This is a genomic window from Vibrio sinensis, from assembly GCF_003605645.1.
GTDB lineage: Bacteria > Pseudomonadota > Gammaproteobacteria > Enterobacterales > Vibrionaceae > Vibrio > Vibrio sinensis.
On sequence record NZ_QVMU01000014.1, the window covers coordinates 66194 to 79187 of the forward strand.

General features: G+C 41.7%; 11 protein-coding genes. 7 read left to right on the top strand and 4 right to left on the bottom strand.

The genetic code is table 11. From position 1 onward, the window contains the following. Positions 1–5: 5 nt before the first annotated feature. Complete coding sequence (locus DZ860_RS14680) at positions 6–1349, bottom strand: DEAD/DEAH box helicase (RefSeq protein ID WP_207890639.1); 1344 nt, start codon at positions 1347–1349, stop codon at positions 6–8. Positions 1350–1792: 443 nt separating this feature from the next. Here DZ860_RS14680 and DZ860_RS14685 point away from each other — a divergent pair, with 443 nt between their 5' ends. Beyond that, the gene (locus tag DZ860_RS14685; protein ID WP_120032561.1) at positions 1793–2038 is read left to right on the top strand and encodes an Lpp/OprI family alanine-zipper lipoprotein; all 246 of its coding nucleotides are present in this window, start codon (positions 1793–1795) and stop codon (positions 2036–2038) included. An 85-nt stretch (positions 2039–2123) separates the two neighbouring features. Here the strand turns inward: DZ860_RS14685 and DZ860_RS14690 are convergent, their stop codons facing one another. Further along, on the bottom strand, positions 2124–3035 hold the full coding sequence (locus tag DZ860_RS14690; protein WP_120032562.1) for a L,D-transpeptidase family protein: 912 nt from the start codon (positions 3033–3035) through the stop codon (positions 2124–2126). Between the two features lie 599 nt (positions 3036–3634). On the opposite strand from DZ860_RS14690, the gene deoD reads away from it, so the two are divergent. The 4 genes from deoD to DZ860_RS14710 all read left to right on the top strand — a co-directional run bounded on the left by deoD (position 3635) and on the right by DZ860_RS14710 (position 9040). After that, positions 3635–4345: a purine-nucleoside phosphorylase gene (gene deoD / locus DZ860_RS14695; RefSeq protein WP_120032564.1), complete on the top strand. Its 711-nt coding sequence runs from the start codon at positions 3635–3637 to the stop codon at positions 4343–4345. A gap of 53 nt (positions 4346–4398) precedes the next feature. Next, entirely contained in the window at positions 4399–5868 is a 1470-nt protein-coding gene (locus DZ860_RS14700; RefSeq protein ID WP_120032566.1) for an IS1 family transposase, read from the top strand. A 125-nt stretch (positions 5869–5993) separates the two neighbouring features. Beyond that, entirely contained in the window at positions 5994–7460 is a 1467-nt protein-coding gene (locus tag DZ860_RS14705; RefSeq protein WP_120032568.1) for a hypothetical protein, read from the top strand. Then, positions 7460–9040, top strand: coding sequence for a GGDEF domain-containing protein (locus tag DZ860_RS14710; protein ID WP_120032570.1), 1581 nt, complete (start codon positions 7460–7462; stop codon positions 9038–9040). Before DZ860_RS14705 ends, DZ860_RS14710 begins: the two co-directional genes overlap by 1 nt. Before the next feature lie 20 nt (positions 9041–9060). On the opposite strand, the gene DZ860_RS14715 is transcribed toward DZ860_RS14710, so the two are convergent. Continuing rightward, positions 9061–9951 (bottom strand): DMT family transporter, encoded by an 891-nt coding sequence (locus DZ860_RS14715; protein WP_439333142.1) that lies wholly within the window; start codon positions 9949–9951, stop codon positions 9061–9063. Positions 9952–10096: 145 nt separating this feature from the next. On the opposite strand from DZ860_RS14715, the gene DZ860_RS14720 reads away from it, so the two are divergent. Continuing rightward, complete coding sequence (locus DZ860_RS14720) at positions 10097–10483, top strand: DUF3302 domain-containing protein (protein ID WP_120032573.1); 387 nt, start codon at positions 10097–10099, stop codon at positions 10481–10483. After that, on the top strand, positions 10483–11613 hold the full coding sequence (locus DZ860_RS14725) for an HlyD family secretion protein (RefSeq protein ID WP_120032575.1): 1131 nt from the start codon (positions 10483–10485) through the stop codon (positions 11611–11613). The genes DZ860_RS14720 and DZ860_RS14725 overlap by 1 nt, the downstream gene beginning before the upstream one ends. A gap of 79 nt (positions 11614–11692) precedes the next feature. On the opposite strand, the gene DZ860_RS14730 is transcribed toward DZ860_RS14725, so the two are convergent. Beyond that, positions 11693–12871 (bottom strand): MFS transporter, encoded by a 1179-nt coding sequence (locus DZ860_RS14730; RefSeq protein WP_120032577.1) that lies wholly within the window; start codon positions 12869–12871, stop codon positions 11693–11695. Positions 12872–12994: the final 123 nt, after the last annotated feature.

Consider the following 12994-nt stretch of genomic DNA (forward strand, 5'->3'; position numbering starts at 1 on the left):
TTCGTTTACTCGTCGTCAACTTTAGGTGCGACTTTTTTCTTTGGAATAAAGATATTGTCACCAACAGCTGTTGTCTTATAAAACGTTTTATCGCGTTTAACCGGCTTCTTCGCAGTTTTCTTCGCTTGAGGCTTCGCTTTCTCTTGAGTTGCATTCGTTTTACGGTAATCAGGCTTACTTGGTTTCAAGCCTTTAAATTTACCCTTAAGACCATCAAATATAGAGAAGTTAATATCTTGCTGTAAGTATAATTCGATACGCTTAAAGCTAGCCCAGTCTTTAGGACCGACAAGAGAGATCGCATCGCCCTTATTACCAGCACGGCCCGTACGACCAACACGGTGCACATATTCTTCCGTATGTTTTGGCATATCAAAGTTAATTACATGCGTAACATTAGGAATATCTAGACCACGCGAAGCAATATCTGTAGTCACCAAAATTTTAAACACTGCACGCTCAAATTGGCTCATGATAGTGTTTCGTTGCGTTTGGGTAAGGCCACCACTTAACGCGACTGCTTTCAGTTTTTTCTCATTTAACTTTGCAGTCAAACGCTCGGTATCATCACGAGTTGCCGTGAATATAATGACCTGCTTGTATTCTGCTTCTTCTAGAGCTCGCTCAAGAATCGCTTCTTTGTGATCGAGGTGATCACACAGGTAAAACTTCTGCGTAATATCAGTATGTTCTTGGTTTGAAACACCAACAGCAATGCGCTTAGGCGCATCTAGCAACTCTGCAGCAATCTCGTTCATCTCAGCATGATCTAAAGTCGCAGAGAACATCAATGTTTGACGTCGACGGTGCTTCGCCGCTTTGTTAATACGACGTAGCTCAGGCGCAAAGCCGAGATCCAGCATACGGTCAGCTTCATCTAGGATCAGAGTCTCAAGACCTTCAAGGTATAGAGAGCGATGCTCCAAGTGGTCAGCTAAACGACCTGGAGTAGCAACGATAAACTTAGGGTAACGTTTCAGAGCTTTAACTTGGTCGTTAAAGTTTTCACCACCAACAATCAATGTCGCATCGTAAGAAAGGCTTGAAAGCATCGAGCGTAATTCACCGTAAACCTGTTTAGCCAGTTCACGTGTTGGCGCTAAAATAAGACCGCGAGGATCTTTTGCAGAGAATGATTTGCTCTTCAAAGATTTATGCAACATAGGAAGAACAAATGCCAAAGTTTTCCCAGAGCCCGTTTTTGATGATGCCACCAAGTCTTTCCCAGCCATAGCAACAGGAATTGCCTGATGCTGAATATCTGTCGCTTTTTTAAAAGCGAAATGGTTCAAGGTCTTCAACAAACGGTTGTCTAAGCCTAAATCTTTAAACTGCAAACTCTTCTCCAAATTTCTTACGAACAAGGTCGCTACGCACATATCGTGGCAACATCCTTATAAAAAGGTAAACGCGCTATGATACATTGAAACCCATCAATATGGATAGAGATCACAGAAAATAAAATTCTAAATCGGGCGTTTTCACAATGAAAATTCCAAAATATTGACCGTAAAAGTTCAAACGTACATAACCCTAACAATGCTCCAACAAAAAGCGTATAATCGAGCTAAGTGTATAGAATTGCATTAAAAACCATCGTTTTCAGCGTAATGATCTCTCTCAGCAATGAGATGTGACTCAATTTATGCGATGATTACGTAAATTCTTGGATTTTTTTGACTTTTCTTTTCTGTATGAACTATATAATTATAGCTACACTTAGAGAGTCCCTATTCAAATTTGTCTATAGGGCAACTTTTTGATACTTACATTAAAAGCAAGGAGTTCTTGTATGAACAAAATGTTGATTGCTGCGGCAGCATCTTCTGTACTTCTTCTAGCAGGTTGTGCGTCTTCTGAAGATGCAACTACAGCTAAACTAGACGAGCTAAGCAACCAAGTTAGCCAACTAAGCCAAGACGTACAAGGCCTACAGTCTGACGTACAACAATCAAACAGCGCAGCTATGGCAGCTCAAGAAGAAGCAGCTCGTGCTAACGAACGTATCGATAACATCGCACAGTCTTACACTAAGTAATTCTGTTCAATTCGATGAGAAAGGGTCTGCATTTGCAGACCCTTTCTATTTTCAACATCTATTTATTCCAGAAAATCAGTGCACTCTATTCAACTTCCGCATAACTTGGACCGACAACCTCAACAGGCACGCCGTTTTGCGCGAAAATCACCGCTTTGGTTTTAGCATCTGACATATTGAATTCATCAAGCCACCATGTAAGCTCAACAGGAATATCTAAACTCTTTTTACTTCCGTCACTGCGCGTTAAAGGTTCATGCGCTTCAACAAAGACACTTCTATCTGGCTCAAGAGCGACCTTGATTGGTTCATTAATCACTTTTACTTTGTCACCTAATTTGACTTGAGGGAATAGCCACTCAATATCTTTAGGATCCATACGAATACAACCAGAGCTAACACGAAGACCTATACCAAAATCTTTGTTAGTACCATGGATAAGGTAATCTCCCACGCCATAGGCCAAACGAATGGCGTATTCTCCCAATGGATTCTCAGGCCCAGCAGGCACTACCGCAGGCAATTCGATACCTTTTGCTAGGTACTCTTTACGAATTGATGTAGGTGGCGTCCAAGTTGGATTTGGCCGTTTCTGGCTGATTTTAGTTTCCATTTCTGGTGTATCTCGTCCAATACGGCCAATTCCCACCGGAAATATATGTACGATATTTTTACTTGGTTCGAAGTAATAGAGACGCAATTCAGCAAGATTAATCACTATCCCCTCTCTCGCTACATTCGGTAAAATGATTCGAGTTGGAATGGTGAGAACATAGTCTTGTTGCGGCAAAAAAGGATCAATTCCTTTATTAGCAGCCATCAAAGATAAAAAACCAACATCATAAGATTTGGCTATATCGGCCAAACTTTCACCTTCAAGCACTTTATGATATTGAGTTCGTCCTACAATGCTGCTGCCTTCAATAGGTAATTCATAGGTTGCGGCCCATATGGGTGCGCTAAAACAGCAACAAAGGGTCAGCAATTTACGCAGCATGTTTAAAAATCCTTAACTTCTTGATAATGGCGTAAGGTTATCGCTCTTTCCGTCCTATAATCAACTATTGGTTGAGGATATGACAATAACGTAACACTTTGATATCCCGAGGGTCGAAAGCATACCTCATAACGACGGCAGACTCATCGACTTAGGTTCTTATTATCAGGCGATATCGGCGCGACATTAAACCTCGGGCACTCTTACTACAATTTTGGCTCAAAATAGAGCGATTGCTGATAAAAATATCACTAGTAGTTTATCTATACTCGCACTAGGTTCCAAACAAGTCCTTTTCAAACGCTCAAGTAAACGTTGAACAAGTGAGCAATACCCTCCTTGAAATCACACACCAATAATTTTTATTTTTGTAAGATTATTCCATGCTGTTTTTGCAATGGTTTGCCAAATCGATTGCGCCATCACTTTCAACAGATTTAGTAATCAAGCACTTTAATTTGAACTAAAATGGTGTTTAATGTGATCAACATCTCACGTTAAAGCCTGGCTTATAGCTAGTATTTCCTCACCAGAGCTACCCAAGTCAACAAGATTGGTTATTAACCTAGCTCATAACGAGAAACGATGGAGTCAAGACGATGGCAACCCCACACATTAACGCTCAACTCGGTGATTTTGCAGAAACAGTATTAATGCCTGGTGATCCACTACGTGCAAAATACATTGCCGAAACATTTTTAGACGATGTAAAACAAGTTTGTGATGTTCGTAATATGTTTGGTTACACCGGCACTTATAAAGGCAAGCCAGTCTCAGTTATGGGGCATGGCATGGGGATTCCCTCTTGCTGCATCTACGTTCACGAGCTAATTGCTGAATACGGCGTAAAAAATGTCATTCGTGTTGGTAGCTGTGGTGCGGTACGTAGTGACGTAAAACTGATGGATGTAATCATCGGTATGGGCGCATCTACTGATTCAAAAGTAAACCGTATCCGTTTTAATCATCATGATTTTGCAGCAATCGCGGACTTTGGTTTACTGGAAGAAGCCGTTAAACAAGCACGCATCCAAGATGTACCAGTTAAGGTCGGTAACATTTTCTCTGCTGATCTGTTCTATACACCTGAAGCTGACATTTTTGAAAAAATGGAAAAACTTGGCATTCTTGGTGTTGATATGGAAGCGGCTGGTATTTACGGCGTTGCTGCAGATCTAGGTGCAAAAGCACTGACAATTTTGACGGTATCCGATCACATCATCCGTGGTGAGAAATTAAGTTCGGAAGAACGTCAAAAATCATTCAATGACATGATGAAAGTCGCTCTAGAAACGGCTATCAATATCTAATTTTTCAGCTAAGAGGTAACTCTTAGCTGACCAATTCACCCGAGGGGGAGATTGTGACAATAGGCCAACTTCCTCAGGAAGCAGACGGATTACAACTCAACTTTTGTAAAACATTGGCGTGTGACAACTTTGGACTGAGCGATGCACATCGTTACGTAGTGCAACATGTGAATCCTAAGCGACCTGCGATGGTATGCCGAGAATGTGGTGCTTTCCCCCCCTTACTTAATAACCAAGACGTTCTTGATGAATTAAAACGTCTTACCCATTTCCATGCGGACGGTTTACCTGCCTGCCATAACCATGAGTGTGAAAACTATGGGTTCGATGTTCATAATCATCGAAAGCGTTATCATGCTTTTGGCTACAGTGGTGATCGACAACGCTACCGCTGCAAACTATGCCACGCCACCTTTGTGGATAAATGGTCTGGTGAAAACCAAAAATTAGCATTTCAAGTAAACTTATTAGGTTTATTATTCATGAGTTACTCGGTTCGAGAAATCTGCCGAAAGCTGATGATCAACCCAAAAACGTTTTACGATCATATTGAACATATCGCGAGTCGATGCAGAAGAAAACTGGCCATGTTTGATGCTCGTTGGATTACTCATGCCCAACAGTACGAGCTTGCCTCTCACTATGTCAATCTCCAACCTAAAAGTAATAATGGCGTAATTTGGATTGCTACCGGCGAAGCTCAATCTGGCTATATTTTTGCTCAGCATATTAATTACTCAACGGAAGAGACTAATGAGGCGCCAATAGAGCACAACCCGTATCGTTACCCTGCTCGTTATGTTTCTCAGGACTACAAAGCTGAAGCTCATACATCGATGGCGCACCAGGCTTCGACGCTAAGAGAGCGAATCGATTTGCAATATCAGCTCATTCTTGCTCGAAATAACGTCGAAGATCCAATGAGTAATATGATGAAGTTTAATTACCCATCCAAAGGGGCATTAATTCGTCCTCAATATACATCTTATGCCCATTTCCTATATGTTTTTAGCTTATGCCACACCAGTAAACCTCTTGCTATCTATCTGCCACAAGACCCTCTATTAAGATCAGCTGCTTTAAGTATTAGCCTGCCTCATATTGAGCAACGCAATATCAATTTGATGTATGTGGAACAAGATGACAAATGGCAGCTAACTGAATCTCTCGATAAAATCGACATTGTTCATATGGGATGGTGGAGAGACAGATGGGCCATTGCGACGATAAAAACAGCCTCCAAAGGGGTCTGCCATTTAGCTGGGAATCGAAATCAGCCTCGTTATTGGCTTGCGAAAGCAAACATCCAACACACACGTGGGTATCAACTTCGCTTTCAATCTGTTTTTGAAAGTTACATCAATGAACCACGACGCAAACTTCGACCGAGTGGTATTTTGCCTGTACTTGATATATTCCGAGCATGGCACAATCTTTGTTACCAAGATAAACATGGGCAAACCGCCTCACAAAGACTTGGTCTTTCAACCGCACCATTAACCCTAACTGAACTACTATCTTAAATTACAATAGTGTGAAGTCCGCCATTAAACTGTTTGTATAATAACGCTTTTTCTAGTGATCTCACTGCTGCTATTTTTATAATACTCAGGCAACATTCGGTATACAGCTTCTAGGGATTGTTTCATTGGATAAAAGCCAACACCTGCTAGAAAAAGAAATCGCACAGCTTAGGCCAAGAATTGAAAGTGAGCCGGAAACGGTGCTAACTATCGCTAATCAATGCGCAGCTCATGCCACCCAAATTTTATACCCTGAGGGCATGATCCAGAGCTTAATCATCATGTCACGCTGTTACTGGGCGATGATGGATTATCGCAAAGGGTTAAAGTGCATCAAAGAAGCCAATAGCAAGCTTGCGCTGTTAGATAACGATGACTTACTTCCAGAAATATTGCATCTCCATGCTCTCCATTATTGGGGACAAGCAAAATATTATTCTGCACAGCAGTATTGGATTAGTGCTCTAGAACAATCCGCGCTAGTTGAAGAAGTTTGTATTCAGATCGAAGCTCTCATTGGCCTTGGCAATGTATGGCGAATTACCCATGAATACCATCTAGCGAAATCTACACACGAGTTGTCAGTTATTGTCGCAAACCACCACCGAATAAAATGGTTAGAGGGTAAAGCACGAATTCTACTCGCTTGGGATCACTATTTACTTCATGACTATGTCGATATGTTATCGATACTTGATGGCGCACTTGAAGCGCTAAATGGGCACGATAACAAAACTTGGGAAGCTGAAATCTGGGATTTTCGCGGCTTAGCTTTATTAGGTTTAGAACGTATTGATGATGCAGAAATCGCCATATCTAAAGCGTACGAGTTAGCCGAGCGACACAGCCTAACTTGGATGAAAGCACAGTCTTACATCAGTCGAGCACGGTTAGAATTACTACGAAAATGCCCTCTAAAGGCTTCTGAACTTCTCACTCATGCGGAAAAATCGGCATCAAATTTTGATAATGGCGAACTACTAACACAAATTTGTTTTCAACAATCACGCGTTGCTGAAGAAATTGATGACTACGAAATTGCATTGCATGCTTTTAAAAAATATCGCCAACACTCTGCTGAGATCTTACGCGAACAAACAGCGAGAGAAAGTAATGACCGAGCGCGAGCATCAAAACGCCAATTAGAGCAACGTGCTAATAAGCTAATCAATCGAATTAGAGCACAGCACGAGTATGACCCGGAAGATCATATGAGCCAAATGGTTTCAGAAACCTATTGGTGGGAACAATTGATTTTGCATAAGACAGAACTGAATGAATCACATCATTCTATCGTTGTCATACAACATTCTGATCCCGCATATCTCGACATCAGCTTACAGCTCGCTCATGCGTTATGTACGCCCTTTGACTTGCTTACCAGACTCAGTGCTGATCGCTTGGGAATGATCATTGCCGTCAAAGGAGATGAAGCTAAAAAAATCTTCAATGTATTATCAACCATTCTCGACATATACCCTTGGCAACGACAAGGTTTAACTCAATACAAACCCAAACTTATCTTTCAGGATGTCCTCGCGTTTCCTTTTACACTGGAGCAGTTGGAAGAAGAACAGGTCGCAGAAGTATAATGGAAACACTACTAAAAAAAATTTCCGAATCGGGACTAGATGCTTCCTCTGTCTCAGGTGAAAAAGCACTCACATTCTGGCATCACATCCACCAGCATGTAGCGACAACACCTCAAGAAAAAGCCCAAGCACTAATTATTAGCTCAGAATACCAAGCTCAGCTTAAACAAGGTTCTGCATGCATTGAAGAGTTGCGAACCGCGCTAAGTCTTCTTATGCTTCCTCAAGATGCCGAGCTTATCCTTGAAGTTCGTCATTGTTTGGCCGACCGCTTAGTTGACTTCGGTGAATATGGATTAGCACTACATGAATACATAGCCTCTTCCACCATCGCAGTAAATAACAGCTTCATTGATGACTATGTACTTTCCGTACTGGGTATGGGCAATTTATGTGATGCCTATGGTGACCACACTCGCGCACTAAGATACTACCAAAAGATCGATGGCATCGATCATGCTATCAGTAGCCGTTCACTTCGCCTGCGCTACAAACTTTATATGTTGGCATGCTATATTGAACTCAATCAAATTGCTCTTGCTGAAGATCTAATTAAAGAATGTGAAGAGCTGAGTATTCTTGTCAGCGATAAAGTACTTTCAGGGCAAATAATGCTTTATCAAGCCAAGATCTATCGCCTCAAAGGTAAGATCGGTGAAGCTATTCGCTGTTTAGGCGGCGTGCAATTTGCCGCAGGCAATATTCACTCGGACTGGCTATCCAATATGATTCGACTTGAATTGGGCTGCTGCCTCAGCTTAGTTGGAAAACTGCATATAGCCAGTTGGGTACTAGAGAGTGCGCGGAAAAAAATCATTGGAAAAGGCAACCCAATGCTGCACTTACGTCTATGCAATGCATTGGGTTCTACCAGTGAAAAACTCGGTGACTATAAAGCTGCGCTCAAATACAACAAACAAGCATTCCAAGTCGAAAGTAGCCAAATGAAGAAGATCCCAATTAGTGAATTGGGAGCAAGCCAACTGCGCCGTTTATCTCGTTTCGAGTTACAATTAAAACTGATCTTGTCAGAAATAGAAAACCGAGAACTCAAAGAGACAACTGAACACCAAAAACACACCGTGGCCCAGTTACAAAAAGATGTATTTACTGATCCACTAACGGGACTTCGTAACAGGCGTTGGCTTGACGTTAAACTCAAAGAACTACTTAATCACGATATTCCATTCGCATTTCTGGTCATTGATATTGACCATTTTAAATCTATCAATGATGAATTAAGCCATTTAGTTGGAGACAAAGCCATCATGAATGTCGCCCATGAACTGAGTGATTATTTTCAGTTCGAGGGTGCCTCTTGCGTGCGCTTTGGTGGCGAAGAGTTCTTAGTTATCTTAGAACAATCTGATATTCATCAAGCTAAAGAGTATGCGGAGCAATATCGAGAACGTATCTACCTATTTGATTGGCCACAGATTTTAGGCGAACGAGGGCTCACTGTCAGTATCGGCATCACCTTGCACAGAGAAGGTGAGAATACTCAGCGGACTTTCTATCGTGCTGATAAAGCCCTTTACCGAGCTAAAGCAAATGGACGAAATCAAGTTTGCTGTGAATAAACTCACTCTCAAATCAATCGCTATTTCCAAAAGAATAGAGATACACCACCAATGGCAACTAGAGTTCCAATCAAGCTTCTAACCGTGACTCGCTCGCCTCTTAGTGCATAAATGATCAACATGAAAAGTGGACTTGTTGCCATTAGCGTCTGTGCAACTGCGGGATTGGCATGTTTCAGTGCCATTTGCTGTAACCAAAGGGCAAGAAACGTACCGACAAATATCGCCAATAATAAGCCTAGAAAAGCTCGCTGAGTCAACTGAGCGAAATGATGTTTGATTTGATTAAAGGGATTACGTTCGACAAAAACAATCACCAACATCACCGCCGCAACGCCCACAATCAGGCGAATAAACGCCCCGAGTAATGGCGATATATCCCCTGCAACTAAAGCATAATGCGAAATTACGACACCAAATGCCTGACAGGTACTCGCTAGCAGTCCAAACCCAATTCCAGACCATGGGGTATCAGAGAGTGAATTTGAATCAGGTTGAACAATAACAAACGTAACGGCCACCGTGGTAAGTAACACACCAAACCAGCTCTGTATTGGTAAAACATTGCCCAGCATCATAAGAGCAAGAATCCCTGAAAGCGGCGGCGCAAGAGATTCTAACAACAAGGTTTTATTCGCTCCTATTCTCTTTAACGAAGCGAAATATGCACTGTCACCAATGGTAATTCCTATAACACCAGAGATAGCCAAAACGACAAGATGTTGTGTGCTCATGGTGTCAGGAAACGTCACCGTTAATGGCATTACTAGAGCCATCATTACGGACGCAATGACCCCTTTTACAATATTAAGTTGGAGCGCAGAAAAATGATGGCTAAATTGTCCATAAATCCAAGTCGCACAAGCCCAAGCAACCGCTGCCAATAATGCAGCACTTTCACCTAAATAAATCAATTAATTCAAACTCCAACACAAAACATTGTTAAACTTATGATAATTTAAAGTAACGCATTGCAAGTTTGTGTTAATCACATCGAACCAAAGCTATCACGATAAATGGCATGCGCCCAAAAACTCTAATTAAAAGGATGTAACCATGTTTTTAGACTACTTCGCTTTAGGGCTGTTAGTTTTCGTCGCCTTAGTCATTTTCTACGGAATTATCGTTATTCACGATATTCCTTATGAAATAGCCAAAGAACGAGAACATCCACATCAAGATGCCATTCACTACGCGGGATGGGTAAGTTTATTTACCCTACATGCTCTTTGGCCTTTTCTTTGGATATGGGCAACATTATGGCGCAAAGAACGTGGATGGGGATTCGCGAAGCTTGAACAGGAAGCACATGATATACACCACAGAGTCGATCAGCTTATCGACCAAGTCTCAGAACTGCAACAAGAAGTAGAGCGGTTGAAACAGACTTCTCAACCTGCATCACAAGAGCAAAAACCAGCACAAGATTCTGAGGTGAAATAATGGACTTACTACTCATTTTAACGTACGCCGCACTATGTATAACTATTTTCAAAGTCTTCAATATTCCACTCAATAAATGGACTGTCCCAACAGCTGTTCTTGGCGGCGTTGTTCTTATTGGTACTCTTATCCTACTAATGAATTACAACCACCCATTTACCCAAGTTGGCAATCAGGTTTTCTCAACCACCCCTATTGTTTCTGGTGTCAGAGGACGAGTAATTGAAGTTCCAGTAGAAGCTAACACTCCGCTGAGTAAGGACGATGTTCTTTTTCGTATAGACCCTACACCTTATCAAGCTGAAATTGATAAGCTTAAAGCCCAAATCAAAGCAGCAGATCAAGGGGCGCTCGGGTTAGAAGCAAGTGTCCAAGAAGCACAGGCGGCGGAAGTCAAAGCCATTGCAGAGCGAGATAAAGCAAAACGCGAGTTTGCTCGTTATCAGAAAGGGTTCAATAAAGGTGCATTTACGGAGCAACAACTGGATACTCGCCGCCAAGCTTATAAAGCAGCAGAGGCCGCTGTTGATGTCGCAAAAACACGTATTGACCAAGCCGTCATTGCACTAGATTCTGAGATTGGTGGGGAAAATACGACGGTTGCCAGATTATTAGCTGAGCTACGTAAAGCTGAATTCAATTTAGAGCAAACCGTGGTGCGAGCTCCAACCGATGGCTTTGCCACACAGGTTGCTTTAAGGCCCGGAGTCATGGCAGTGCCATTACCACTCGCTCCCGTAATGACCTTCGTTCACACTGAAGACCTGCTCTACACTGCAGCTTTTCGTCAAAATTCCTTGCAACGCTTGCAAGAAGGATTTCAGGCTGAATTTATGTTCCGCGCACTGCCTGGCAAAGTATTTAAAGGCGAAGTCGTTGAGGTATTACCTGCAATTGGAGAAAGTCAATTTCAAGCCAGAGGCGCACTATTAGGAACCGATGCTTTAAAAACAAATGGTAGAGTATTCGTTAAGCTGAGAATTACAGATGATCTGACTGACTATCACCTACCTATGGGTACAGCGGTCGAAGTTGCAGTTTATTCTGATAGTTTTTCTCATGTTTCTATTATGCGTAAAGTGCTCATTCGGATGAAAAGCTGGCAAAACTATCTATATCTGGATCACTAATCTTTCTACAAACAGATTGGTCAAAGGTGCCTAGCATAAGAAATATCAAACGTAAAAAAGGGAGCTTTCGCTCCCTTTATTAACGCCAACTCAGCATTCGAACTTCATTACCCTCTTCAGGCTTGGCTGGAATATTCAATGATAACAACAAAGAAATCACGGCCATTCCCGCACCAATATAGAACACGGCAGCTGGAGAAATTAACCAAATAAAGCCAAATGAAACAGGAATAAAGACGGCTGCAATATGGTTAATGGTGAAAGAAACGCCCGCAGTTGATGCCATATCCGCTGGATCTGCAATCTTTTGGAAGTACGTTTTAATTGCCAAAGCTAATGCAAAAAACAGATGGTCAATGACATATAAAGCCGCTGCCCATTCGGAAGTATCAACTAATGCATAGCCCACAAATACAAATACTAGCCCAGTATATTCAAATAACAGTGCTTTACGTTCACCGACTCGACCAATGAATCGACCAATACGCTTCGCAAACAAAAAGTTAAACAAGTAGTTAATCAGAAATAATAATGTGATATCAGAAACGGAGTAGCCGAAACGCTCAACCATTAAAAAGCCTGCAAATACCGTAAATATTTGACGACGCGCACCACTCATAAAGACTAATGCATAATAGAGCCAGTAACGTTTTCTCAGAACTAGTTTTTTATTTTGTGGTACATCGCTCTTAAATTCAGGAAAAACTACAGCCATCCATAAAACTAGCAAAAAACCAACGCCACCAAACAACAAGTAGACCCATTCATATTCGAGTTCGAATACTTCTAAACTAACCCAGAGCGCACCATACGTAACCAATGAAGACATTGCGCCAACAGAGATGAACTTGCCCAACACTTCCGGCGCTTCTTCTTTTGATAACCATTGTAGAGATAAAGACTGCTTCAATGTTTCAAAATAATGAAAACCAGTCGACATCAAAAGCGTGGTCAACAATAAGCCAATCAGTGATGGGAACATTCCAGTAATAGCCGAACCTAGAGTCAGCATTGCCAGCGAAAGCAGCATAAAGCGTTGCTCTCGAATAAACAGCAACAAAAAAACAACTGTGAATGCTAAAAAGCCCGGTATTTCACGGACACTTTGCAGCAAGCCTATATCAGCTCCATCAAAGTTCGCTCGTTCAATAACAAAATTGTTAAGCAAAGCCATCCAACTGGAAAAAGCAATTGGCACAACAATGGAAATAATCATTAAAAAGTTTTGTGGCGTTTTCCAGCCAGAAGAGACACGCATGATTGCAATCCTAGACAACAGAGTGCGCTACCTTAGCCGCCACCTAAGTGAAACTCAATCTTATTTACACTATATACTCAAGCAAGCTCTACTGAAGATGGCATAAAATAAGAACCTCTGTAT

Bases quoted from the DNA above. Each gene is read 5' to 3' on its own strand.
- DZ860_RS14685 (WP_120032561.1), top strand. From the start codon at position 1,793: ATGAACAAAATGTTGATTGCTGCGGCAGCATCTTCTGTACTTCTTCTA.
- DZ860_RS14690 (WP_120032562.1), bottom strand. From the start codon at position 3,035: ATGCTGCGTAAATTGCTGACCCTTTGTTGCTGTTTTAGCGCACCCATA.
- deoD (WP_120032564.1), top strand. From the start codon at position 3,635: ATGGCAACCCCACACATTAACGCTCAACTCGGTGATTTTGCAGAAACA.
- DZ860_RS14710 (WP_120032570.1), top strand. From the start codon at position 7,460: ATGGAAACACTACTAAAAAAAATTTCCGAATCGGGACTAGATGCTTCC.
- DZ860_RS14720 (WP_120032573.1), top strand. From the start codon at position 10,097: ATGTTTTTAGACTACTTCGCTTTAGGGCTGTTAGTTTTCGTCGCCTTA.
- DZ860_RS14725 (WP_120032575.1), top strand. From the start codon at position 10,483: ATGGACTTACTACTCATTTTAACGTACGCCGCACTATGTATAACTATT.
- DZ860_RS14730 (WP_120032577.1), bottom strand. From the start codon at position 12,871: ATGCGTGTCTCTTCTGGCTGGAAAACGCCACAAAACTTTTTAATGATT.